The organism is uncultured Clostridium sp. (assembly GCF_900547735.1).
Classification (GTDB): domain Bacteria; phylum Bacillota; class Clostridia; order Lachnospirales; family Lachnospiraceae; genus Otoolea.
This window is the reverse complement of record NZ_URHZ01000005.1, coordinates 1-24,111: the sequence shown is the minus strand read 5'-3', so window position 1 is coordinate 24,111 and position 24,111 is coordinate 1. Positions and strand designations below refer to the sequence as shown.

General features: G+C 48.0%; 22 protein-coding genes. 21 read left to right on the top strand and 1 reads right to left on the bottom strand.

Going from position 1 to position 24,111, the window contains the following annotated elements; translation table 11 throughout:
• Positions 1-13: 13 nt before the first annotated feature.
• From QZT18_RS02620 to argF, 12 genes are all read left to right on the top strand, one after another.
• Positions 14-328: a PadR family transcriptional regulator gene (locus QZT18_RS02620; protein WP_294143922.1), complete on the top strand. Its 315-nt coding sequence runs from the start codon at positions 14-16 to the stop codon at positions 326-328.
• A complete protein-coding gene (locus QZT18_RS02615) occupies positions 325-1,503 on the top strand; it encodes a DUF2812 domain-containing protein (protein WP_294143921.1) in 1,179 nt (392 codons plus the stop codon). Before QZT18_RS02620 ends, QZT18_RS02615 begins: the two co-directional genes overlap by 4 nt.
• 10 nt (positions 1,504-1,513) lie before the next feature.
• A complete protein-coding gene (locus tag QZT18_RS02610; RefSeq protein ID WP_294143920.1) occupies positions 1,514-2,740 on the top strand; it encodes a DUF2812 domain-containing protein in 1,227 nt (408 codons plus the stop codon).
• On the top strand, positions 2,737-3,909 hold the full coding sequence (locus QZT18_RS02605) for a DUF2812 domain-containing protein (protein ID WP_294143919.1): 1,173 nt from the start codon (positions 2,737-2,739) through the stop codon (positions 3,907-3,909). The genes QZT18_RS02610 and QZT18_RS02605 overlap by 4 nt, the downstream gene beginning before the upstream one ends.
• A gap of 343 nt (positions 3,910-4,252) precedes the next feature.
• Positions 4,253-4,684 carry a hypothetical protein gene (locus QZT18_RS02600; RefSeq protein ID WP_294143918.1) on the top strand — a complete coding sequence of 144 codons (432 nt, stop codon included), beginning with the start codon at positions 4,253-4,255 and terminating at the stop codon, positions 4,682-4,684.
• A gap of 395 nt (positions 4,685-5,079) precedes the next feature.
• Entirely contained in the window at positions 5,080-6,330 is a 1,251-nt protein-coding gene (locus QZT18_RS02595; protein ID WP_227033332.1) for an argininosuccinate synthase, read from the top strand.
• Positions 6,331-6,430: 100 nt separating this feature from the next.
• Entirely contained in the window at positions 6,431-7,816 is a 1,386-nt protein-coding gene (argH, locus tag QZT18_RS02590) for an argininosuccinate lyase (RefSeq protein WP_294143917.1), read from the top strand.
• Positions 7,817-7,861: 45 nt separating this feature from the next.
• On the top strand, positions 7,862-8,812 hold the full coding sequence (gene argC / locus QZT18_RS02585) for an N-acetyl-gamma-glutamyl-phosphate reductase (RefSeq protein ID WP_294143916.1): 951 nt from the start codon (positions 7,862-7,864) through the stop codon (positions 8,810-8,812).
• 35 nt (positions 8,813-8,847) lie between these two features.
• The gene (gene argJ / locus QZT18_RS02580; RefSeq protein ID WP_294143915.1) at positions 8,848-10,056 is read left to right on the top strand and encodes a bifunctional glutamate N-acetyltransferase/amino-acid acetyltransferase ArgJ; all 1,209 of its coding nucleotides are present in this window, start codon (positions 8,848-8,850) and stop codon (positions 10,054-10,056) included.
• Positions 10,053-10,922 (top strand): acetylglutamate kinase, encoded by an 870-nt coding sequence (gene argB, locus QZT18_RS02575; RefSeq protein ID WP_294143914.1) that lies wholly within the window; start codon positions 10,053-10,055, stop codon positions 10,920-10,922. Before argJ ends, argB begins: the two co-directional genes overlap by 4 nt.
• 12 nt (positions 10,923-10,934) lie before the next feature.
• Positions 10,935-12,146, top strand: coding sequence for an aspartate aminotransferase family protein (locus QZT18_RS02570; protein ID WP_366925782.1), 1,212 nt, complete (start codon positions 10,935-10,937; stop codon positions 12,144-12,146).
• Positions 12,143-13,048, top strand: a complete 906-nt coding sequence (argF, locus tag QZT18_RS02565; protein ID WP_294143913.1) for an ornithine carbamoyltransferase — start codon at positions 12,143-12,145, stop codon at positions 13,046-13,048. Before QZT18_RS02570 ends, argF begins: the two co-directional genes overlap by 4 nt.
• Positions 13,049-13,396: 348 nt before the next feature.
• On the opposite strand, the gene QZT18_RS02560 is transcribed toward argF, so the two are convergent.
• Positions 13,397-13,525: a hypothetical protein gene (locus tag QZT18_RS02560; RefSeq protein ID WP_294143912.1), complete on the bottom strand. Its 129-nt coding sequence runs from the start codon at positions 13,523-13,525 to the stop codon at positions 13,397-13,399.
• A gap of 228 nt (positions 13,526-13,753) precedes the next feature.
• Between QZT18_RS02560 and QZT18_RS02555 the strand changes: the two genes are divergently transcribed.
• The 9 genes from QZT18_RS02555 to QZT18_RS02515 all read left to right on the top strand — a co-directional run bounded on the left by QZT18_RS02555 (position 13,754) and on the right by QZT18_RS02515 (position 23,639).
• Positions 13,754-14,617, top strand: a complete 864-nt coding sequence (locus QZT18_RS02555) for a sensor histidine kinase (RefSeq protein WP_294143911.1) — start codon at positions 13,754-13,756, stop codon at positions 14,615-14,617.
• A complete protein-coding gene (locus QZT18_RS02550; protein ID WP_294143910.1) occupies positions 14,598-15,407 on the top strand; it encodes a response regulator in 810 nt (269 codons plus the stop codon). The genes QZT18_RS02555 and QZT18_RS02550 overlap by 20 nt, the downstream gene beginning before the upstream one ends.
• Before the next feature lie 235 nt (positions 15,408-15,642).
• The gene (locus tag QZT18_RS02545; RefSeq protein ID WP_294143909.1) at positions 15,643-16,503 is read left to right on the top strand and encodes a tyrosine-type recombinase/integrase; all 861 of its coding nucleotides are present in this window, start codon (positions 15,643-15,645) and stop codon (positions 16,501-16,503) included.
• 502 nt (positions 16,504-17,005) lie between these two features.
• Complete coding sequence (locus QZT18_RS02540) at positions 17,006-18,907, top strand: sensor domain-containing diguanylate cyclase (RefSeq protein ID WP_294143908.1); 1,902 nt, start codon at positions 17,006-17,008, stop codon at positions 18,905-18,907.
• Between the two features lie 494 nt (positions 18,908-19,401).
• Positions 19,402-20,496 (top strand): TRAP transporter substrate-binding protein DctP, encoded by a 1,095-nt coding sequence (gene dctP, locus QZT18_RS02535; RefSeq protein ID WP_294143907.1) that lies wholly within the window; start codon positions 19,402-19,404, stop codon positions 20,494-20,496.
• Between the two features lie 141 nt (positions 20,497-20,637).
• Positions 20,638-21,150 carry a TRAP transporter small permease gene (locus QZT18_RS02530; protein ID WP_294143906.1) on the top strand — a complete coding sequence of 171 codons (513 nt, stop codon included), beginning with the start codon at positions 20,638-20,640 and terminating at the stop codon, positions 21,148-21,150.
• Positions 21,147-22,460: a TRAP transporter large permease gene (locus QZT18_RS02525; RefSeq protein WP_294143905.1), complete on the top strand. Its 1,314-nt coding sequence runs from the start codon at positions 21,147-21,149 to the stop codon at positions 22,458-22,460. The genes QZT18_RS02530 and QZT18_RS02525 overlap by 4 nt, the downstream gene beginning before the upstream one ends.
• A gap of 52 nt (positions 22,461-22,512) precedes the next feature.
• The gene (locus QZT18_RS02520) at positions 22,513-23,076 is read left to right on the top strand and encodes a YcxB family protein (RefSeq protein ID WP_294143904.1); all 564 of its coding nucleotides are present in this window, start codon (positions 22,513-22,515) and stop codon (positions 23,074-23,076) included.
• The gene (locus QZT18_RS02515; protein WP_294143903.1) at positions 23,073-23,639 is read left to right on the top strand and encodes a glycerol-3-phosphate responsive antiterminator; all 567 of its coding nucleotides are present in this window, start codon (positions 23,073-23,075) and stop codon (positions 23,637-23,639) included. The genes QZT18_RS02520 and QZT18_RS02515 overlap by 4 nt, the downstream gene beginning before the upstream one ends.
• Positions 23,640-24,111: the final 472 nt, after the last annotated feature.

Genomic DNA, 24,111 nt, shown 5'->3' with positions numbered 1-24,111 from the left:
AGGTGCATGCATTATGGCGAAGAAAACGCTTGAAATATTGACGGAATCCATGTTTTATGTACTGATGTCTTTTATTGGAAAAGAGATGTGCGGAATTGAGATAGCCGAATTTGTGGAGAAGAGGACGGGGAGCCGGTTAAAAATCGGACCGGGAACTCTTTACACAATCCTGGGCAAGTTTGAGGAAGAGAAGTTCATCGAAGAGATTCAGGTGGAGGGCAGAAAGAGAACCTACCGGATCACGGAGAAGGGGCTGCAGGCCTACCGGGAGGAAGTGCTGCGGCTGAGACAGTGTATAGCCGATGCGGAAAGCGAGGGATATCTATGAAAAAGGAGATTATGAAGCGGCTTCCATTTACAGAGATCAATATACCGGGGATTGAAGCCTGGCTGGATCAGATGGCGCTGGAGGGATATTTCTTAATCGACACGGCCGGGACATCATGGTATTTTGTAGAGGGTGAACCGAAAAATATCCGTTACAGGCTGGATGCCGTCACGGAGAAGGGGGCAATGCCGTCTCCCGAGAAGAGAGAAGACTATCAGGCAATGGGATGGAACTATGTGCTCACCCATCGGAGGATGTACCATATCTTTCGGGCGGATGACCCCGAGGCTGCGGAACTTCACTCGGACGGCCTTGTCGAGAGCCTGTCCCTGAAACAGCTTGAGAAATCCTTAGGGGTGGATTTGATTCTCGTGGCGGTTGCCGCGTCTTTCTGGTTTCTCCTCTATGTGAGATTGGGTCATGGCCTTTTCAACTACCCGGTGCTCACCTTGATGACGCCCGATTTGCGGTTTATTTTCATGCTGTTCTGGACGGCCGGGTGCATCTGGAACGGATATTCCTCTTTTCAGGAAGTAAAGAAGATGCGGGTCTGCATTGCGGAGGGAAGGACCGGGGAACTGGAGACAAAACCCCTTGCGGCATATCCAAACGAGAAGTTCAGGCGGTTTTATATGCCGGTCTGCTTCCTGGTATACATTGCGCTCAGTTTCCTGTTCCGTCCGTACAGAGTCGGGATCGATGAAGCCCTCCTGACGGAAAAACTACCTGTCCTTGAAACGCTTGAGACAGGGGAAGTAAGGGAAATGAAGTTCTGGTATTCAGAAGGTGACATGAATTACTACAGAAAACGCAGAAATCTGCTGATGGACGACAATTATGAGCTGCATGAGACACGGGAGGTACTGGAAACAGGAGACGGGGAAGGGAAAGAAACCTCCCTGTCCGGTTACTATTTTGAACCAAGGTTTGCTTCCTTTTCAGAGGCCATGTACCGCGATGCGGTGAAAAAATATGCGGGCATTCACGGGGAGGATCTGGAAAATCATCTGATAGCCGACACGGGCTTCGATTCCTGCGCTTTTACAGAGAGAGAAGGAAAGCAGGTGCTGGCTGTTCTGGAGGGAAAGAAAATACTGGTTCTCGAATATGAGGGACAGAGCGATCTCCGGGAAAAGACAGAGATAGTAAAGGATGTCCTGGAAAGCAGGGAATGAGGTGCGGACAATGAAGACGGAACGTTATAAATATCCTCCCGTCAGTACGTTTGATATCAAAGAGATAGAAAACTGGCTGGAAGAAATGGCTGCAGAGGGATGGTTCCTGAAAGAAGCGGGGCCTTATGCCTGGCTCTTTGAAGCCGGGGAGCCGGAGAATGTCCGCTACCGAATCGATCCGGCGACGGAGAAGAAGGGAAAGCTGGACGAAGAAAAACGGCTGGATTATGAGGCGATGGGCTGGCGCTATGCGGCAACCCAACGGGATTTCTACCATATATTTATGTCCGATAACCCGGAGACGGAAGAACTGCATACCGATGCGGTGGTGGAGAGCTTTTCCGTCAGGATGCTGGAAAAGAGGCTCAGAAATGAGCTGATGGAGGGGGTACTGGTAGTGGCGCTGATGGCGCTCAACGGTTTCTCCGTGCTGAAGGCTCTGATCCGCTATCCGGTGCTGACCTTAATTGAAATGAGGCCGGCTATGATATTTTATCAGATATTCTATATTATCTGGTTTGTGGGCTGGATCAGTGTTTGCATAAAAATATGCAGACGGAGAAAATGCCTGGCAGCAGGAATCATGCCGGATGGCGAAACCGTACATACAAACCGGGAGAGCAAAAAGAAAAGACTCTGGCACTCCCTGGAGAGGCTCAGTGTAATTCTTCTGATTGCAGGGCTGGTCCTGTCCCTGTTTCCGGATAAGAGCGGCCAGACGGTTTCCATGGAGGAACAAGTCAGGACCGTGCTGACCCTGGAAAAGCTGGAGGGAGACAAAGACGAGACTTTACAGAACGTCCGGGAAGAAGAACAAAGCATAGATGGGGAAGGCGACAATATCATGTGGAGGCGGTTCAGCCTGTTCGCTGGAAACAATTATGAGATTTATGATCAGGGAGACGAAGCTGCCGGGGAAAGCGGGAAGAAGGGCGGCAATTCCTCTTCCCTCCACGTGATATACTACCGTCCCCGCTTCGGGATTATGGCGCCTCAATTATACTCGGAGCTGCAGAAAAAGTATCTGGCCGGCTGTGTCATGGAAATACGGGAGCTGCCGGGCGGGGCGGGAGATTTTCACATTGTGACGGGAACCCGTGAAGACGGAACCCAGGTTGCGGCAGCGATGCTGGATGGCCGGCTGCTTCTGGCAGAGTATTCCGGAGGCGTTAAGTTAAACGATAAGGTATCGCTGATAGAAGAGATTCTGGTTTCGGAGAGGAGGCGGGGATTTTGAACGTAAAACATTCAAATGGGCAGCATCTGGAAAAACTGCCGGTCAACGAAATGGATTTAAGAGCGGTGGAAGACTGGCTCGGACAGATGGCCGGTAAGGGATACTTCCTGGATGAGACCGCCTGGTCATGGTGGTATTTTAACATCGGCGAGCCGGCCAATGTCCGGTACCGCATCGAACCGAACGATGAAAAGAATGGGAAACTGGATCCTCAGAAAAAAGAGGATTATGAGACGATGGGATGGAAGTATGTGACAAGCCACAAGAGCATGTATCACATATTTCTGGCAGAATCGGAGGAAACCGAAGAATTCCACACGGATCCTCTTGTCAGGAATCTTGCGCTGAAGGGATATGAAAAGAAACTCCGGAGCCTGGGAATTTCAAGCATTGTCGCTTTCTCCAGTTTCTTCGTTATTTGTTACAAGACGATATCCAGGGAAGCAAGGGGAATCGGACTTTTCATTGCAAATCCGTTCTTTCTGTACTATGCACTCGGCATCCTGCTGCTTATCATTTTTGGGTATCAGAATATATCGGCATTCAGAAGGATAAAAAAATGGCGTGAGAAACTGGGCTCAGGCGAGGATGAGGAGCTGCCCGTGGAGACGGGGAAGAAGAAACGCTACAGCTCTCTGACCAACCACATCGTTACCATATTAATTGTGGCGGTTTTCGCTTCGCTGTTTTTGACGATAGGGACAGGCGGACCGATTCACCAGGAGATACAGGACAGACCCCTCCCGGTGCTTCAGGCTCTGGAAACGGGAACCGTGGAAGAGAATCCTGATAAGGACAGTGATGTGATCTATTACTTCAGCCTGCTGCTGAATGAAAGATACGAAATCAGCCAGCAGGCCTCCGTGAGAGAGAAGGAGACCGGGGAAAGCAGTGTTTCTTTGCTGAAAGTTGATCTGTACGACGCGCGTTTTAACTGGCTGGCCGAGCTTCTGTACAGTGACCTGGAACGGGAGCACCTCTCTAAGTACGGAGAAGCATACAGCCGTCTTTCCAAAGAGGGGTATGAACACTATTCTCTGATGGAAGACGGAGAAAACCAGATTCTTGTGGCAAAGATGGGAAAGAAGGTTCTGGTTATTGATTATCAGGGAAAGGAGAGGCTTGAGGAAAAAGCCGGTGTGTTGGAGCGTGTTACTGGCACGAAGTGAAGGGTAACAGCATGTGTTACTGTTCACACGGATGTATCCCGCGAGGTGTTTTCACGCGTTTTTCGTGAAAATCCCGAGTTAAGCGGCGCGACGCAACGAAAAGTGCGCGATGTGGACTTTTCATTACAATCAACGGAGTTTTTAGCCGTTTCTGTGCATCGCGAAGCGGGTTGCTGGGCACGGAGTGAACAGTAACCAGCGTGTCTTAGAAACAGGAGTTAAATTGCGGCACAATTGACAGACAGATGTTAAAAGATTACAATTGAGAAAGCACAGGGATCTACGCCTTGGGAGGATAAGACGCAATCCTTATAATTGGAATTGAACAAAGGGGGAAACACCGATGAGTGTCAACTTAATTGGAAACAGCGGGGGAGCGTCAAACATCCAGCAGGGCGGTAAGGAATCGCCTTCTTCCATCGAGCGGAGAATTAAACAGTTAGAAGAACAGTTGAAACAAGTAAAAACCAACCACAAATTATCACCCGATGAGCGGGAAAAACGAATTGAGAATCTTGAGAACCAGATCGAACGGCTCAAAGAGAAGGCGGACGGCGGAGAAGTCAGTGAGGAAGTCACTGACGCTGTTCAGGCGGACCGGATTCAGAAAGAGCAGGAGGCGGATTTGCCGGAACAATATTCCGGTGATAAGCAGCGGTATGATACATTCGAACCGCAGCCGGAGTCACAGTCGGCCGGTTTATATGAGGTCGGCCGGGATGAAAATGGAAACCCGGTTGTTAATTTTGATGAGTTTCGGAAAGATACAATTTAAGAAAATAAAGAAATAAAAGAAGAGACTGCCACAGAATGCAGGCTTCCAACAGGATAACGTCCGGAATACACCGTACGGCCTCAAATTCCTGCCGGAAAACGCATTTTGCGGCGGCCTTTTTTAAAATTATAGAAAAGTGGCGGGGCAGACACATAAAAAATGCACAGAATTATGCATAAAATTGAATGGTTTATCACATTTATGCATAATAAAAAGAAATATACACTATATATACAATATTTTTTAATAAAAATTCAAAAAAGGTATTGCATAATTATTCTTGTAGAGGTATAATTATGCCAATTTCACAGCGGGCCTTTCGAAGGGACCGTAGCTGTTTCGCAGAATAGCAGAAAAGAAAAATAAAACAGTAAAGCAAATGGAGGAAAATTATTATGGAAAAGAAATACAACAAAATCGTACTGGCATACTCAGGAGGCCTTGACACATCTGTCTTAATTCCGTGGTTAAAAGAAAATTACGGCTGTGAAGTCATCGCAGTTTCAGCCGATGTGGGCCAGGGTGCAGAGCTGGACGGACTGGAGGAGAAAGCGTTAAAGACGGGAGCCTCCAAATTATACATAGAAGATTTGAAAAAAGAATTTGTAGACGAATACATTATCCCGACGATGAAAGCGGGAGCCGCCTATGAGCATTATCTGCTGGGAACTTCCTTCGCACGTCCAATTATCGCAAAACGGATCGTGGAAATTGCCAAAAAAGAAGGAGCCGACGCAATCTGTCACGGATGTACGGGAAAAGGCAACGACCAGGTACGTTTTGAACTGGCAATCAAGGCATTTGCGCCTCAGATGGATGTGATCGCGCCATGGCGTTTCTGGGAACTGAATTCCCGTGAAAAAGAGATTGAATATGCAGAGCAGCACAACATCCCGCTGAAGATTACAAAAGAAACAAATTATTCCAAAGACAAAAACCTGTGGCATCTTTCCCACGAGGGACTGGATCTGGAAGATCCGGCCAACGAGGCCCCCATCAGCAAACCGGGATTCTTAGAGCTCGGCGTTTCACCGGAGCAGGCGCCTGATACCCCAACCTATGTGGAAATCCATTTTGAAAAAGGCATTCCGACTTCAGTAAACGGCGAGGAGATGGACTGCGAGAAGGTCATTGAAGTCCTGAACAAGCTGGGCGGAGAGAACGGCTGCGGCATTCTCGATCTGGTGGAGAACCGTCTGGTAGGAATGAAGAGCCGCGGCGTCTATGAGACACCGGGCGGAACGATTCTTTATAAGGCGCATGAAAAGCTGGAGGAGATCACATTAGATAAAGAAACACAGCACTACAAACAGCAGCTTGCCCTGAAATTTGCAGACCTGGTATACAACGGCCAGTGGTACACGCCGCTCCGCAAGGCCATGAGTGCTTTTGTGGATTCCACACAGGAGACGGTGACGGGAGATGTGAAGTTGAAACTCTATAAAGGAAATATCATTCCGGCTTCCGTAACCTCGCCCTATACACTCTATTCCGCCGATATGGCGACATTTGACGAGGATGACTGCTACAATCAGGCAGATTCCGCCGGATTTATCAACCTTTTCGGACTTCCCATCAAGGTGCGGGCGCTGAACGATCAGGCATTGGCCGCAAAGACAGGAAAACATTTTCCGGATGTAGAGTAAAAAGATTTAGAGTAAAAAATCATTGACTGCCGTCTGAGGCGCAGCAGTTTCCGCTGAAGCTTAAGACGGCGGCAATTCGATGAAGGGAGTCAAACTTACAATGGCAAAGTTATGGGCAGGGCGTTTCGGGAAAGAGACGGATCTGGAAGTAAATGATTTCAATTCCTCCATTTCCTTTGACTGCCGTCTTTATAAAGAAGACATCACCGGCTCCATGGCCCATGCGGCCATGCTGGGAAAGCAGGGAATCATTGCGAAAGAGGAATCAGACAAAATAATAGAAGGTTTAAAAGAAATTCTAAAAGATATTGAGGCGGGAAAAGTCCAGTTCACGGCGGAATATGAAGATATACATATGGCGATGGAACAGATTTTAACGGAGCGGATCGGGGATGCGGGAAAACGTCTCCACACCGCCCGTTCCCGGAACGACCAGGTAGCGCTCGACATGCGTCTCTACGTAAAAAAAGAGATCGGCGAGATAAAGAAACTGATCCTGAACTTTATGGAAGCGCTCTGTGACAGTTCCAAAAAGAACCTGGACACGGTAATGCCGGGATACACCCATCTCCAGAGGGCGCAGCCGGTGACATTCGGCCATTACATGATGGCTTACGCCAATATGATGAAGCGCGATGTCATCCGCCTGGAAAACTGTCTGGAAGGAATGGACGATATGCCCCTTGGTTCCGGAGCGCTGGCCTCTACGACCTACCCTATCGACCGCGATTTTGTGCGGGAACAGCTGGGATTTGCCGGAGTGACGGATAACTCCCTGGACGGCGTGTCCGACCGCGATTACTGTGTGGAGCTTTGCGGGGCACTTTCCATCCTGATGATGCATCTGTCCCGGTTTTCGGAGGAGATTATCGCATGGTGCTCCTGGGAATTTAAATTTGTAGAGCTGGATGATGCGTTTTCCACAGGCTCCTCGATTATGCCGCAGAAGAAGAATCCCGATGTCTGCGAACTGGTAAGGGGCAAGACGGGCCGCGTTTACGGTTCTCTTATGACACTCCTTACGGTGTTAAAGGGAATTCCCCTGGCATACAACAAAGACATGCAGGAAGACAAGGAGGCCGTATTTGACGCCATCGACACCGTGAAACAGTGCCTGAGAGTCCTGACTCCGATGTTTGCAACAATGGAACTCTGTAAGGATAATATGAAGAAAGCGGCCCTCCGGGGATTTATCAATGCCACGGACTGCGCCGATTACCTGACCAAGAAGGGAATGCCGTTTAGGGATGCCTACAAGACGGTCGGCTGCCTGGTGGCGGAATGCGTAAAACAGGAGAAGTCACTGATGGATTTGACCCTGGAAGAGTACAGGGAACATTCGGAACTGTTTGCAGAAGATATCTATATGGCCATCGACCTGAAAACATGCGTGAAAGGCAGAAATGTGACGGGAGGGCCTTCACCGGAGGAAGTGTCGCGCCAGATTGCGGTGATTGAACGTTTTATTACGGAGCGTGAAAACTGACGGACCGTTTAAAGGATTACAGGCATGAGGAAGGAAAAAGGATTTATGTGTAAGCCAAAAGTATATATAGACGGAAAAGAAGGAACGACAGGACTTCAGATTTATGACCGCCTCACGGACCGTGATGATATTGAACTTCTTCTGATAGATGAGGAGAAGAGGAAAGATACGGAAGAGAGAAAAAAGCTGATTAACAGGGCCGACATCGTTTTCCTGTGCCTGCCGGATGCGGCCGCGGTGCAGGCGGTGGAACTGGCCGACAGTCCGGATACCCGTATCATCGACGCCTCCACTGCCCACAGGACGGCGCCCGGATGGGCCTATGGCCTGCCGGAGCTTTCGCAGGGCCACCGGAAACTGGTGGAAGTTTCAAAACGGGTTGCCAATCCTGGCTGCCATGCGACGGGTTTTATCACGGCGGTCTATCCTCTGACGGCTATGGGAATCATTCCGTCCGGTTATCCTCTGACCGCGTTTTCACTGACCGGATACTCCGGCGGCGGAAAGAAGATGATAGCGGAGTATGAGTCACCCGGGAAACCGGAGCTTTACGGTACCCCAAGAGTATACGGCCTGAACCTGAAACATAAACATCTGCCGGAGATGCAGAAGATATGTGAACTTGACAGTCCCCCGGTTTTCTGTCCCGTCGTTGACGATTACTATAAGGGAATGGCTGTGACCGTGATGCTTCAGAACGGGATGCTGAACGGGAAGGTGACGGCGGAGGAGATCCATGCGGCGCTTTCCGCCCACTATGCAGGGCAGAAGATGATAAAAGTGCATCCCTTCGGATACGACGGCATGATTGCAGCCGGAACGATGGCGGGTTTTGACAGCCTGGAACTGATTGTGAACGGCCACGATGACCAGACGATCATCACGGCCCTGTTCGACAATCTGGGAAAGGGAGCCTCGGGAGCGGCCGTACAGAACATGAACCTGATGCTGGGATTCGAAGAGATAAGGGGGCTGAATCTGAAACAGCCGGATTAATTAACTTTTTAGTGTTATGAGGAGGAGCTTAGAATATGAAAATCATAGATGGCGGCGTTTGCGCGGCAAAGGGATTTAAAGCGGGGGCAATGCGCTGCGGAATCAGAAAGTCCCAGACCAAGAAGGACCTGGCGATGATTCTTTCCGACTGCGAATGCAGCGCTGCGGCGGTATATACGACAAACCGCGTCAAAGCGGCCCCGATTCTTCTGACAATGGAGCATCTTAAAAACGGTAAGGCCAGGGCGGTGATTGTCAATTCCGGCAATGCCAACGCCTGTGCACCGTTTGGAATTGAGAATGCCAGAAGAGAGGCAATGGCCGCGGCCAGAGCGCTTAATGTTCCGTTAGAGGACGTTATTGTGGCATCCACCGGTGTAATCGGCCAGACGCTGAATGTGGAATGCATTGAAGAAAATGCCGGAAATATGGAAATGAAATACGACAATTCTCTGACCGCCGCAGAGGCGATCATGACGACGGACACCAAGGTAAAAACCGCCTCGGTGGAATTTGAATTAGAGGGAACGGCCTGCCGTATCGGCGGAATCTGCAAGGGTTCCGGCATGATCCATCCGAATATGGGGACCATGCTGTCCTTCATCACAACCGACTGCGCCATTTCACCGGAGATGATACAGAAAGCGCTGAAAGCGGATGTGAAAAAGACATTTAACCGTGTCACGGTTGACGGAGACACCTCCACTAACGATATGTGCACCGTCCTGGCAAACGGAATGGCGGGCAATGAAACAATCACACAGGAGGGCAAAAACTTCGATGCGTTCTGTGAGGCCCTCCATGCGGTAACGGAAGACCTGGCCCGCAAGATTGCGGGGGACGGAGAGGGCGCCAGCAAACTGATGACCTGTACCGTTGCCGGGGCTTTAGATGAAGAAACGGCGGAACTGCTCAGCAAATCCATCTGTTCTTCCTCACTGGTGAAGGCCGCAATGTTCGGTTCCGACGCCAACTGGGGCCGCGTGCTATGCGCCATGGGATACTCGGGCGCACCGTTTAACACCGAAGAGGTGACGGTGGAATTTGCCTCCAAAGCGGGCAGCATTGCTGTCTGTGAAAAAGGCAGAGGGCTTGATTTCAGTGAAGAGACGGCGAAAAAGATACTGAGTGAAGAGGAAGTGGAAATTAATGTGACGCTGAAGGAAGGCGACGGCAAGGTAACATGCTGGGGCTGCGACCTGACTTATGACTATGTGAAAATAAACGGAGATTATCGGACATGATGAATTTAACCCCTGAAACAAGAGCCGGAATCCTGGTGGAAGCGCTGCCGTACATCCAGGAATACGCCGGTCAGGTCATTGTTGTAAAATACGGCGGCAATGCGATGATCAATGAAGAGCTGAAGGAAGCGGTGATCCAGGATATCGTCCTTTTAAATCTGGTGGGAATCAAGGTGGTTCTCGTCCACGGAGGAGGCCCGGAGATATCCGATATGCTGAAGAAAATCGGAAAAGAGTCTAAATTCGTCAAAGGACTCCGTTATACGGACGGGGAGACGATGGATATTGTCCAGATGATCCTCTGCGGCAAGGTCAACAAAAACCTTGTGTCCCTGCTTGAAAAAGCGGGCGGCAAAGGCGTCGGTCTCGGAGGAATGGACGGCGGCCTGTTTAAGGCGGTGCGTCTGCAGGATTCCGACGGCACGGAATATGGATATGTGGGCGAGATAACCGAGGTGAATGAAAAACTGGTTCTCGATATGCTGGCGGAAGGATATATCCCCGTTGTCTCATCGGTGGCGGCCGGAGTCGATGAGGAGACCAATTACAATATCAACGCGGATACGGCGGCGGAGAAGCTGGCCGTAGCGCTGAAAGCGAAAAAACTGATTCTGCTGACCGATGTGAGGGGACTGATGAGGGAGCCGGGGGACGACAGTACGTTGATTCCCAAACTTAAGGTATCGGAGGTTCCGGCACTCGTTAAATCGGGCATCATATCGGGAGGCATGATCCCCAAGGTGGACTGCTGCGTCGAGGCGGTGCGCCAAGGAGTTGAGAGAGCCAATATCCAGGACGGACGTGTTCCGCACTCGATTCTCATCGAGCTGCTCAGCAAAGACGGCGTAGGGACCATGTTCTCATAGGACGGGGAAGGCATGAAAAGGCAGGAGGAAGAACAGATTATGACATATCAGGAACTAAAAGACGAGGAACAGCTCTATTTAATGCATACATACGGACGTTTTCCGGTTGCGCTTGACCATGGAAAAGGAGCCACTCTCTGGGATACCGAAGGAAAAAAATACATCGACATGACATCCGGAATCGGTGTCAACAGCCTGGGCCATGACAACGCGGCGCTGGTGGATGCATTAACCGTCCAGGCGCATAAGCTGATGCACGCCTCCAACCTTTATCTGACGGAACCGATGGTGCAGGTGGCGAAAGAACTGGTTACCTCCTGCGAAATGGGAAAAATATTCTTTTCCAACTCCGGGGCGGAGGCCAACGAAGGAATGATCAAACTTGCCAGGAAATATTCCTTTGATAAATACGGGGAGGGAAGAAACAAGATTATCACACTCAAACAGTCCTTCCACGGGCGTACTGTGACAACACTTAAGGCAACCGGACAGGAAAAATTCCACCAGTATTTCTTCCCGTTTACCGAAGGATTCGATTACGCTGCTGCCAATGACATAGAGGATTTGAAGTCAAAAATCGATGATTCCGTCTGCGCTGTTATGATGGAGATGATTCAGGGAGAGGGCGGAGTTCTTCCTCTGGATTCGGAATATGTTGAGCAGGCGGCAGCCATCTGTAAGGAAAAAGACATTCTCTTCTTAATCGATGAGGTCCAGACCGGAATCGGCCGTACCGGCAGCCTGTTCTGTTATGAGCAGTACGGGATCAAACCGGATGCGGTGAGCATGGCAAAAGGACTCGGCGGCGGCGTGCCGGTCGGCGCGGTTATGGCGTCGGAGAAATGTGCGGATGTACTGGGCGCAGGCACCCACGGAACGACATTCGGAGGCAACCCTTTCTGCTGTACGGCGGCACAGACGGTGCTTTCCATTGTAAATAAACCGGAATTTTTGAAAGAGGTACGTGATAAAGGCGAATATCTGAAAGATTCCATCCAGTCACTCGGCTCTTCAAAAGTGAAGACGGTCAGAGGCATGGGACTGATGCTCGGAATCGTTGTGGATAAAGAAATACGCGCTTCTCTGGTCAATCAGCTGCTTGAAAAGGGCGTGCTGGCGCTCACGGCCGGCGAGGAGGCAATCCGCCTTCTTCCGCCTCTCGTTATCAGCTATGAGGAGATGGACAGCGCAGTTGCAGTTATGAAGGAGGTATTCGGAGCATGAACCATTTATTAAAACTGCTGGACTTACAGCCGGAGGAGATTACTTCCATTCTCGACTTGGCGGATCAGCTTAAATATGAAAGAAAACACAATATCACCCACCGTCTTCTGGAGGGAAAATCCATCGGCCTGATTTTCCAGAAATCCTCCACAAGAACCAGGGTTTCCTTTGAAACGGGAATCTTCCAGCTGGGAGGCCAGGCGCTGTTTTTATCTTCCAGAGATCTGCAGATTGGCCGCGGCGAACCGGTTCAGGACACGGCACGCGTCCTGTCGAGATACCTGGACGGAATCATGATCCGCACCTATGAACAGAAAGAGGTGGAGGATCTTGCAAAATACGGTTCCATCCCGATCATCAACGGCCTGACCGATTTCTGCCATCCCTGCCAGGTACTGGCCGATCTGATGACTATCCGCGAAAAGTACGGTGTGCTGGAAGGCTTGAAACTCTGCTATATCGGTGACGGCAACAATATGGCAAACTCCCTGATCGTGGGAGGGCTAAAGATGAAGATGAACGTCTCCATCGCAGCTCCGGAAGGTTACAGACCGGATCAGCGGGTTCTGGATTTTGCAAACGGCTGCGGCGATGCGTTTACATTGACCGATGATCCGGTGAAGGCCGTGGAAAATGCCGATATTGTGATTACGGATACCTGGGCCTCCATGGGCCAGGAGGAAGAGAAGGAAGTGCGTATGAAGGCCTTCCAGGGATATCAGTTGAACGATAAACTGATGGCCGCCGCAAAACCGGGAGCCATGGTACAGCACTGCCTGCCCGCTTACCGCGGCCAGGAGATAACGGATCAGATATTTGAGGAACATGCGGATGAAATCTTTGAGGAGGCCGAGAACCGGCTCCATGCGCAGAAGGCGGTTATGGTTACGCTGATGAAATAAGGTTTGACTGCGTTCACGGGAAGAATTTTGATAGGTTTTCCATTCCTGTTGGTAAAATACTACTGTTACGAATAAATAGCAGCGATTAGGACGTTCAGAACGAGCGTCCTTTTTTAGCGTGGACGACATGAAAAAAGTACCGTTTTCATGCCGTCAAAAAATGTATGTGTTTTTTACCTGATATGATATACTGATTCCAGTGCAAATCCACAAATTCGTATTTGCGGTGCTGTGTATACCGGTGAAAGGAGGACCAATATGAGTACCATCGGATATATCAATGTTTCTCTGGAGACATTCGGAGGGCTGCTTTCATTGATCTTTATTATCTGCTTACGCATTGGCCGCTCACAAAATGAGCCTCTGGACCGGCTCTATATCCGGCTGTTGTCCTGCAATACCATTCTCCTTTTTTGTGACGCCGCCGCATGGCTTTTTAAAGGAAAGCCCGAAATTTTCAGCCGTTATATCGTACATATATCTAATTTCCTTGTATTCACATTGGGATACCTTATGCTTTTGCTGTTCACCCATTACCTTGTCAGTTTTCTGGAAACAAAGGACAGATATATTTCAAAAATCCCGTTATACCTTATGTGCGGCTTGATGTTTCTGGCTGTGTGCCTAACTGTAATTTCTCATTTCAATCATATGTATTATTTCATTGATGAACAAAACATTTATCACCGTCAAGGCTGGTTTTGGATGTCCCAGATGTTTGGAATTGCCGGAATGATTCTGAATGCCTGCCTGCTGTTCTATCATCGCAGCAAAATGAAACGAACAGAGTTCTGGGCGTTTAGTATTTATATTTGTCTTCCCGTTACCGCACTGCTGTTTCAAATCCTGTTTTACAGTATCGCCGTGCTCTACCTCGCCACTACCATTTGCCTAATCTGCATCTATATTAACATACAGATAGCGTTGTCCCGGGAAGTCAGCCGAAAGGAACTGGAGCTGGAAAAAGCAAAAACCGCCATTATGCTCTCCCAGATACAGCCTCATTTCCTCTATAATGCCCTGACGGGAATTAAAGCACTGTGCGGCAGTGACCCGCAAAAGGCAATGGATGCGATGGAGCATTTTTCTTATTTCCTGCGCAGTAATCTGGATTCACTTACTGATACACGGCTCATTCTGTTTACAAAGGAAATCGGCCATGTCAAAGACTATTTCTATCTGGAAAAAATGCGTTTCGGGGACAGGGTAAATCTAAAAATGGAACTTGATTTTCAGGATTTTATGCTGCCGCCCCTTACATTACAGCCGATTGTGGAGAACGCGGTACGGTACGGCATCACGAAAAAGGACAACGGCGGAACAGTTACAATCAAAAGTGAAAAGCAGGACGGACAGATACAAATCATAATCCGGGATGACGGTGTGGGTTTTGATGTGGGCGCTCCCAAAGAGGACGGGCGCACTCATACGGGAATTGAAAATGTCAGAAGCCGCTTAGAAGTCCAGTGCGGCGGTTCCATTAAAATACAGAGCGAAAAGGGCGTGGGAACTGTGGTGCGGATTACATTGCCGGGAAAAGAGGAGAAAAATGAAACTTTTGGTGGTTGACGATGAAAAATTGGCTGTGGAAAGCCTTGTCCAAGTAATTCAAAAGGTTCTTCCGGAGTCGGAGATTGCCACTTTTTTAAAGCCGATGGATGCTTTTGATTATCTGTCTGTCCATCCGGTGGATATTGCCTTTCTGGATATTGAGATGGGGGAGCTTTCAGGAATCGCACTTGCGAAAAAATGCAAGGACTGCTGCCCAACGGTCAATATTATTTTCGCGACAGGCTACTCCCAATATACAATGGACGCGCTGAGGCTCCATGCCAGCGGCTATCTGATGAAACCTGTAAGGGAAGATGATTTGATTGTGGAGTTGGAAAACCTGCGCCATCCTCCGATTTCTTTGTCCTCCAGGCGTGTGCGCATACAGGCCTTTGGAGATTTTGAGATATTTGTTGATGGCAGGCCGTTAAAATTCCCCCGGTCAAAGTGTAAGGAATGCCTTGCTTATCTGACTGACCGAAAGGGGGCAGGCGTTACCTACGCGCAGCTGTCCTCCGTGCTTTGGGAGAGCCAGCCTGCCGGCGGCAATGTGCGGAACAGCACAAACAAGGTGGTTTCCGATCTTATGAAAACACTGAGAGAAGCAGGCGCGGCAGAGATTGTTTTCCGAAGCCGCTTAGAGATCGCAATTGATACATCAAAAGTGGACTGTGATTACTATTCAGCCATCCAAGGCGATATGGCATGGATGAACACATTTACCGGTGAGTACATGAGCAATTACAGTTGGGCGGAATTTACGCTGGGGGAACTCATAAAAATTCAAAGAAGTAACATGAAATTATAAGGGAAAGCGCTGCGGTATTTAAATCCGCGGCGCTTTTTATTGAGTGGGAAAAACGTTCACGAGGCGTGCTTTTCGTTGTTGAGTGACGATGAAACGTTCGCGAAGCGTGCTTTTCCAGATGACTTCCCGGGTCTGTTCCCTGCTGAAACCAGCTTTTGAGTATGTGCGGCTCATGAATGGGTTTGCAAAAATACGGAACAATAATATTTATTATTTTAAAGCGAGGGAAAACAGAATGGACAATGAAAACCTGTTATTCAAAATAAGTGAATATGCAATTTATCTGCGCAGCGAGGAACGAAGTGAGAATACTGTCACAAAGTATGTCCGTGATCTTCGGGCATTTTTTTCTTTTCTGGGCTGCGGTGAAATTTCCAAAGAGGCGGTCCTGGCCTGGAAAGACGCACTGACTAAGGGATATGCTCCTGCGAGCGTGAACAGTATGCTGGCGGCGGTCAATAGTTTTTTCGAGTGGATGAACCTGACGCAATTTAAGGTGAAGCCCCTTAAAATTCAACGGGAAATCTTTATCCAGCCCGAGAAAGAGCTGACAAAGCAGGAATACAACTGCCTTGTACGGGCTGCACAAGCCAAACACAATGACCGCCTTGCACTGCTGCTCCAAACCATTTGTGCCACGGGAATCCGGGTGAGTGAACTGCGGTTCATCACGGCGGAGGCTGTGCGGACCGGCAGGGCGACGGTAGACTGCAAGGGTAAGACACGTACGGTTTTTCTGACGAAAGAGCTTTGTAAGGCCCTGACCCGGTATTGCAGAGCGCAAAACATCACGGATGGTTTGGTGTTCCGTACAGCCGGCGGCACGCCGCTTGACCGGTGCAACATCTGGCGGGATATGAAAAAGCTCTGTGAAAGCGCAGGTGTGGAGCGGAGCAAGGTTTTCCCCCACAATCTCCGTCACCTGTTTGCCAGAATCTATTACACACTGGAAAAAGACCTGTCCCGCCTTGCGGATTTATTGGGCCACACCAGCGTAACGACTACTCGGATCTACACGATGGAATCCGGCACGGAGCATATAAAACAGCTTGAACGCATGGGGCTGGTTTTGGGCAAAAAAATAAAGACCACATAACAACGGTTATGCAGTCAAAAGAATGGACACGGGGCGGATTAATACATAAAAAGTATAGCACAGGGATAGGTAAAATACAATATTCCGCGCTCAAACTGAAGCCGGGAGGACTTCCTTTTTACATATGTGCGCGGCAAACAGACCGGAGCAAAAATTTTGCTGCAGCCCGGTCTGTTTCTCATACCTGTTTTCGGGAATTACAAAATGTCGGCCATTACCATTTACCATTTTGCATGTGACTGATAACATAACCGTTGTTATGTGATTACGGACAACCACCCGGCTGCTCGGGAAACTCCATGCAGACATGGTGAAAGACAGCGGAAGACCTGGAGAAAAGTTTTAATAGGGCGAAAAAACAACAGATTTGTCAGCGGGCTGTCAGGATGGGGTTGTATAATGGTGAAAGAGACAGCATATTTCATCTGATAACGCAGTAGGGAAACCACGGACGGGACAGGGCTGCTTATCGATACGCCTTACTCAGGATTGGAGGGAAAATGTGAAGAACAATAAACTTTTAAAAACAAACCTGATCATTAGCATTATTCTAATTGCAGGGTTCGTTGCCACGGCTGTATTCAGCTATCGGGCAAATTATCAGGTATCCCTAAATAACATAGAGCAGGTATCTTCATTATCTGCCGGGGGAATTTACTATCAATTGTCGTCGCTGTTTTCCAAACCTGTCAACATTTCATTGACAATGTCCCACGACAGCCTGTTGGTGGAGCACTTGGAAAAAGAATCAAAATCAATGAATGACGAAGCATATGTTGAGACAACCAAAGAATATTTAAAAGCCTACCAGGAAAAATACGGATTTGACTCCGTTTTTCTGGTTTCAACTGTTTCAGGCAGATATTACAACTTTAATGGGTTTGACCGCGTAATGGAAAGAGACAATCCGGAAAATACATGGTACTTTGATATGCTTGACAATAATACAGAGTATTCTTTAAACGTAGACAATGACGAAGTGAACGGCGCCGACAATAAAATTACGACATTTGTCAACTGTAAGGTACAGGGATCAGACGGCGGCGTAATTGGGATAGTGGGTGTCGGAATCAGGATGGATTATATAAAGGAGCTGCTTCAGGAGTATGAAGATACTTATAACGTAAAAGCCAGTCTAATCAATGAAAATGGAGAAATTGAAATCTCTACAACGTATACAGGATACGAGGCAGCCGACTGGTTTGAGGTTTATAATCAGGATAGTATTCGCAAACAGGTATTAAACTGGAAGGAGCCAATAAAGAACCTGGAGATTTGGACCGATAACGGTTTAAATGATCAGGAAAAGCGGTTTGTAGTAAGCCGTTACATACCGGAATTATCATGGAATCTGATCGTGGAGCAGGACACAGGAAAGATTGTTCATGAGATGTATATACAGTTATACAGGACCTGTTTCGTTCTTGCGCTTGTTGTCATTACAATTTTAATTATCGTCACTTCGGTAATCCGGAAATTCAACCGGCAAATCACAGACCTGATGGAAGAACGGCAGGCAGTTTTCAAAGTAGCAACAGAAGAGCTTTATGAGGGTATCTATGAATTGAATCTTACAAAAAACTGTTATGTTGGAAAAACGACGGAGGAGTATTTTACAAGCCTTGGCGCAGGCGGGGTTCCCTTTGACCAGGGACTGAGAATTATTGCAGAAAAGCAAATCAAGGCGGAGTACCGGGAAGGTTATATAACGATGTTTACTCCTGAAAACGCAATTCGGGAATATGAATCGGGAAATAATCATTTAAGATACGATTTTATGATTACGCAGAACGGGACGGATTATTATTGGATGAGAGTTGAAACCTATCTGTTTTATTCTGAGGAAGACCGTTGTATACATATGTTTTCCTATCGAAAAAATATCGACATGGAAAAGAAAAAAGAATTGCAGGCGCAGACAGATGAAATGACGGGGTTCCTTACAAAAGCCGCTACAGAACGGACGATAGAAAATCTCTTGATAGAAAAGCCGGAGGTTCTGCACGCATTTTTTATTTTTGATATTGATAATTTTAAACAGGTGAACGACCGCTTTGGTCATTTGTTTGGTGATTATTGCATTCACAGTTTTACAGCGATCATACGGGAACACTTCCGCAGCGGGGATATTCTGGGAAGAATCGGCGGTGATGAATTTGTTGCTTTTATTCCGTTTCCTGACGAAACCTGGCTTGAGGAAAAAGCGGCAGAACTAACGAAAGCGTTGGATATGGTTTGTATCAGGCAGCAAGCGAGCTGCCATATATCAGCCAGCATTGGGATTTCCATATTTCCGAGGGAAGGGAGCCGGTTTGATTTGCTCTATCAAAGCGCGGATACCGCACTTTATCAGACAAAGAAGAAAGGAAAAAATGGTTTTACAATATACAGCCCGGATAAGTAATGTCAGTTTTATCCGCGGCTATTTATCCGGAGCGTGCAGGCAGTTAATATGACTTGGCCTGCACGCTTCTTTATGGGAAAGGATATGTTCTTTTTCTGATAGGCACGATGTGGACGGGCTTTCCATGTTACGTGAAGAAGTTAGAGACAAGCTGTGATGTCATCTGACATAAATTTCCACACAATTTGTATAAAATACACATAACATGCGATGGAAACTCGAAAAAAATGTGGAAAATAGATAAAAAACACTTGATTGCGAGTTAAAAAAGTGATAGAATTAATTTATTAGAAGACAGGCAACTAAATATTCTGCAAATGAGAGATGAGCAATGCAGCTTCGGGACAGTCTACACAGAGGTAGAGACTGTTATGAAGGAGCTGCATTTTATTATGCAAAAAAGGAGGCGAAACCAATGGCTTAAAGTGCCCCTGTCTTTGAAAAACGGAGGTTCAGGGTTCCTGAATTTAATCAAATATCTCAAGGAGGTTGTTATGAAAAAAGCAATTGCGATACTTCTCGCATCTACAATGGCGCTTTCGCTGAGCGCATGCGGCGGCAGTGGAAAACAGGCGGCCAGTACACCAACTACAGGAGGAGCTGAGGCTGAGGCCCCAAAAGCGGAAGTTTCGGATGAAGAAGCCGATGACTATCAGATTACAATTAAGTTTTCAAACGTGTTCCAGCCGGCAGAGTGGAACTACAAGGCCAGCGAGTACCTCGCCGAGATAGTAAAGGAGCGGACGGAAGGCCACATTGTCCTTGAATATTACGGACAGAACCAGCTCGACTGTTACGGAGAATCCGTAGAGCAGGCGCATAACGGCGCTATCTGGATGGGTCTTGAGGAGCCGTCATACTTCGCCGATTACATAGGTGACTTTAATGTACTGGTAGGACCGATGCTTTACACATCCAACAAAGAGTACAATGCTGTTATGGAAACCGATATTGTAAAAGCTTTAAATGACCGTCTTGCCAAAGAGTTCAACATCCACGTGCTGGATACCCATTACTCCTTTGGTTTCAGAAGCGTTTGTACGAACAAGGTTGTTGAAAAACCGGCAGATTTAAGTGGTCTGATCCTTCGTTCCACCGAGTCTCCGTTGTTTATCCAGACGATTACCGCCCTGGGAGCAACACCTTCTCCAATGAGCTTTACCGAGTGTATCTCCGCGATGTCCAGCGGCGTTGTTAACGGTTTTGAGGGCTCCATTTCAACTCTGAAAGATACGGGCGCATATGAGTACACAAAGAATGTAGCCAATACCAACCACTTTATCGCTACACGCTGGCTGTTTATGGCAGAGGATGTTTATCAGTCAATTCCTAAAAAATGGAGAGACATTCTGGATGAGTGCTGTGTAGAGGCCGGTATCTGGGAGCAGGAGCATGCAGAGGAAGATGAAGCCGATATGATTACATTCCTGGAGCAGCAGGGCGTTAAGTGGAACGATGTTGACATCGACGCTTTTACAGAAGCATGTACACCTGTTTACGACTGGATCGTAGAGGAGTATAAGGCAGATCCGGAACTGCACGGAAAGCTTGTTGAGTTCCTTACCGACTATCGTTCAAAGAATAAGTAAGTGTACCGGTGATTGTACGAAATGGTATAATTACCGCTCAAGCAGACTGCCCGATTCCTCGGGCAGTCTCTGTTAAACGGCAGGGCCGGAATACACAGGGAACATTTTGCTTCCCTGATACAGAATAAAGTGGAGGTAGGTATGGAAGAAAAATCGAAAAAGTATTCTTTTAAATCAATATTGAAGAATCTTGATGCGATTGTTACCGGCACGAGCCTGGTTATGTGTACTCTATTGGTTAACATCAATGTTCTTATGCGTTATATCATGAGAAGTCCGCTGTTTTGGTGTGAGGAGGTCGTGACGGGGCTTTTTGTCTGGACTGTTTTTATCGGTAGTGCGTATGCTTACCGTACGCACGCTCATTTGGGCGTAGATATTTTAGTCAATATGATGCCGGCAAAAATGAAAAAAGTTGTAACCGTAATTGTTCAGATTCTGGAGCTGGGCGTTCTGATTATGCTGACCAATATCAGCGTGCAGTACGTTGTCAATACATGGGGCAAACTGACCAACACACTTCGTGTGCCGAGCTGGTACATTTCAATCGCCGTACCCATTGGTTTTGGATTATCTCTGATTTACTGTATTTACTTTATAGTTAAAGATTTAATGAAATTTGCAATGGCAGGGAAAGGAGGAAAAACTGCATGATTAGCATAGTTCAATTGATCCCTGTTTTCCTTGTGTTTATTTTCTACTTTTTAGGTATGCCCATTGTTTACGCTCTATTCGGCGCCACATTTTTCTACTTTACATTTATTGATACAACCTCACAGAGCTGGCTGATTCTGCAGACGGTAATGAAGTCTACGCAGTCATTCTCCATGCTGGCTATCCCATTCTTTATCATGTCGGGTTCCGTCATGAACTACGGTGGAATCAGTGAGAAGATGATGGACTTTGCCGAGATGGTGACCGGCCATATGAAAGGCGGGCTTGCCCAGGTTAACGTACTGCTCAGTATGCTGATGGGCGGCTGCTCCGGTTCAGCCAATGCGGACTGCGCGATGCAGAGTAAGATGCTGGTTCCCGAGATGGAACGGCGCGGCTATTCCAAAGCCTTTTCGGCGGCTATCACGGCTGCCTCTTCGGCTGCCACCCCTGTTATTCCTCCGGGAGTCAATCTGATTGTATTTACGTTGATTGCCCAGATTTCACTGGGGCGGACCTTTGCGGCCGGATATGTTCCCGGTATTCTCATGGCGGTTTCCATGATGATTACCGTGGCTATTATTGCAAAAAAGAGAAATTACCCGAAAACCCGTGACAGACGTCCGGCTGCAAAAGAGATCCTGAAGCAGGCGTTCATTTCCTTCTGGGGACTTTTCTTCCCATTCGGAATCATCATCGGTATGCGTCTTGGTATGTTTACTCCATCCGAGGGCGGCGCCGTTGCCGTGCTTTACTGCTTTATTATCGGCGGGCTGGTATACAAACGGCTCTCCCTGAGAAAGCATCTGATTCCTATTGTGCTTGATACGATTGCGGGTACCTCCAGCGTTGTCCTGATCATGGTGGCGGCTAAGGTATTCGGTTACTATATGACATGGATCAATCTGCCGAAAATTGTGGCAGGAGGAATGCTGGGACTGACCGACAATAAATATATTTTCCTTCTGCTCTGTAACCTGATTCTTCTGGTTATGGGTATGTTCCTGGAAGGCGGAGCGGCGCTGATGATTATCACTCCGTTACTGCTGCCCGTATCAAGACAGCTTGGAATCAATGATTACCATTTCGGACTGGTTGCAATTGTAAATATCATGATTGGCGGAATTACGCCTCCGTTTGGTTCCATGATGTTCACCACCTGCGGTATTACGAAGTGTCCAATCGGAGATTTCCTAAAGGAGGTATGGCCGTTTATCCTATGCCTCTTCATTGTTTTACTGCTGCTTACCTTTTGTCCGTTCCTTATCACCTGTGTACCGGATCTGCTTTACGGCACGGCGCCGGGCTGATATGGCTCTGGGGAGGAGTGGCGGCTGATTCCAGTTTGAAACGGAGAAATTTATGGCTTCTTTTTACGAGATTGAAATGCAGCATTCGGAGGAGAGCTTCAAGGCTCTCGCCCATATGCAGTATGATATGTTCTGCAAAAGCAACCGCATGTGGCGGACCGCTTTCAGTCTGATGCTGATGATGACCGGCGTGGTCTGCTTCTCTGAATGGTGGGGGATCCTGCTGGTGGCATATGGCGGTTATCTGGCCACCAGCACCTATGTCTCCAGCAACCGGACCGCGCATAAACTGTCGGAACAGCTTAGGAAAGCGGGCAGGCCTTTCCCTTCATCACGCTATGTTTTCGGTGAAAAGGAAATGGATATTTACTGCCTGCCGGAGGGTAACAGAGACGGTTCTGAGTTATACTCCGAGGTGCGCGGGATAGCGGAGGACGGAAGCTATTTCTATATTTTTCGCGATGAATATGGTGGATATATGATACCCAAGGCAGCTTTAGGCGATAGTACGGATGCCTTTCGAGATTTTCTGGAAGAAAGGACCCGACAGACAATCCGACGAAGCAGCATTCCTATTGTGCGTTTTATCAACTGGCTTTGGAGAAGAAAAAAATGAGTATGAAAACGAGGGATTTACTGGAACGCTCTCCTGTGATAGCGGCTGTTAAAGAGGAGGGTACCCTGGAAGAGGCTCTGGAGACGGATTGCGCGATTATTTTCATCCTGTACGGAACGGTCTGCAATATAGCGAAAATTGTAGAACGGATCAAGCGGAGAAATAAGTTGGCCATCGTCCATCTCGATTTAGTAGTGGGTTTAAGCTCCAGGGAAGTTTCTGTGGATTTTGTGAAAAAGAACACGGAGGCCGATGGAATTATCAGCACCAGGCCTGTCTTGGTCAAGCATGCAATGGATAACGGCCTCTACGGTGTTTTCAGGACTTTTATGATTGATTCCATCGCGCTTAGCAACATGAAAAAGCAGTTGGAAACATTCCGGCCGGATTTCGTGGAAGTAATGCCCGGGATTATGCCCCGCGTGATGAAGGAAATACGCAGTTATACCGATATGCCGATTATTGCGGGCGGCCTTTTGAGAAGTAAGGGGGATATTTTAGAGGCGATTGACGCCGGAGCGGATGCGATCTCTACGACGAATACGGAATTGTGGAAGCTTTGATGCGGCCGGTATGGTTCTGAGAAGATATGACGGGGCCTGGCGCGATTGAGTCTATGGCTGGAATGCGCCTGAGCGGTTGTCTGTTCCGGAACATATAAATGGTGTCGGTTAAAGTTATTTTAAAGTTAGTGTTTCAGGATAGTTTATTACAAATTGTCTGGCGTCAATGATTGCCAGTTAATCGTTTTCTTGAAAAGAGAGTATCGGACCTGATATGAATCTGTTTTGATTTCATGTTATAGTCGGATACTCTCTTTGGTTTTATTGAGTGGCAATGAGAAGTTCGCGAAGCGTGCTTTTCGTTGTTTCATTTGAAAAACGGTGCTGCAGTTAGCAGGGGGATGCGTTGAAGGATACCTGAAGTGCCTGTGAATATGGGGATTTAGTTGAGATGCGAGGACGCCTCTGTAAGACGGCGGACGGGGGAGTGGGTTGGATGGATGAGTCTTCAGTCCCGGCGGGAAGTTATGGT

What these genes read in the sequence shown, in the direction of transcription:
- QZT18_RS02595 (WP_227033332.1), top strand. Translation starts at nt 5,080, where the DNA reads ATGGAAAAGAAATACAACAAAATCGTACTGGCATACTCAGGAGGCCTT.
- QZT18_RS02530 (WP_294143906.1), top strand. Translation starts at nt 20,638, where the DNA reads ATGGAAGAAAAATCGAAAAAGTATTCTTTTAAATCAATATTGAAGAAT.
- QZT18_RS02545 (WP_294143909.1), top strand. Translation starts at nt 15,643, where the DNA reads ATGGACAATGAAAACCTGTTATTCAAAATAAGTGAATATGCAATTTAT.
- argC (WP_294143916.1), top strand. Translation starts at nt 7,862, where the DNA reads ATGTGTAAGCCAAAAGTATATATAGACGGAAAAGAAGGAACGACAGGA.
- QZT18_RS02520 (WP_294143904.1), top strand. Translation starts at nt 22,513, where the DNA reads ATGGCTTCTTTTTACGAGATTGAAATGCAGCATTCGGAGGAGAGCTTC.
- QZT18_RS02555 (WP_294143911.1), top strand. Translation starts at nt 13,754, where the DNA reads ATGTCCCAGATGTTTGGAATTGCCGGAATGATTCTGAATGCCTGCCTG.
- QZT18_RS02525 (WP_294143905.1), top strand. Translation starts at nt 21,147, where the DNA reads ATGATTAGCATAGTTCAATTGATCCCTGTTTTCCTTGTGTTTATTTTC.
- QZT18_RS02550 (WP_294143910.1), top strand. Translation starts at nt 14,598, where the DNA reads ATGAAACTTTTGGTGGTTGACGATGAAAAATTGGCTGTGGAAAGCCTT.
- QZT18_RS02615 (WP_294143921.1), top strand. Translation starts at nt 325, where the DNA reads ATGAAAAAGGAGATTATGAAGCGGCTTCCATTTACAGAGATCAATATA.
- dctP (WP_294143907.1), top strand. Translation starts at nt 19,402, where the DNA reads ATGAAAAAAGCAATTGCGATACTTCTCGCATCTACAATGGCGCTTTCG.
- QZT18_RS02610 (WP_294143920.1), top strand. Translation starts at nt 1,514, where the DNA reads ATGAAGACGGAACGTTATAAATATCCTCCCGTCAGTACGTTTGATATC.
- QZT18_RS02600 (WP_294143918.1), top strand. Translation starts at nt 4,253, where the DNA reads ATGAGTGTCAACTTAATTGGAAACAGCGGGGGAGCGTCAAACATCCAG.
- argJ (WP_294143915.1), top strand. Translation starts at nt 8,848, where the DNA reads ATGAAAATCATAGATGGCGGCGTTTGCGCGGCAAAGGGATTTAAAGCG.
- argB (WP_294143914.1), top strand. Translation starts at nt 10,053, where the DNA reads ATGATGAATTTAACCCCTGAAACAAGAGCCGGAATCCTGGTGGAAGCG.
- QZT18_RS02570 (WP_366925782.1), top strand. Translation starts at nt 10,935, where the DNA reads ATGAAAAGGCAGGAGGAAGAACAGATTATGACATATCAGGAACTAAAA.
- QZT18_RS02560 (WP_294143912.1), bottom strand. Translation starts at nt 13,525, where the DNA reads ATGTACGATATAACGGCTGAAAATTTCGGGCTTTCCTTTAAAAAGCCA.
- argH (WP_294143917.1), top strand. Translation starts at nt 6,431, where the DNA reads ATGGCAAAGTTATGGGCAGGGCGTTTCGGGAAAGAGACGGATCTGGAA.
- QZT18_RS02620 (WP_294143922.1), top strand. Translation starts at nt 14, where the DNA reads ATGGCGAAGAAAACGCTTGAAATATTGACGGAATCCATGTTTTATGTA.
- QZT18_RS02515 (WP_294143903.1), top strand. Translation starts at nt 23,073, where the DNA reads ATGAGTATGAAAACGAGGGATTTACTGGAACGCTCTCCTGTGATAGCG.
- argF (WP_294143913.1), top strand. Translation starts at nt 12,143, where the DNA reads ATGAACCATTTATTAAAACTGCTGGACTTACAGCCGGAGGAGATTACT.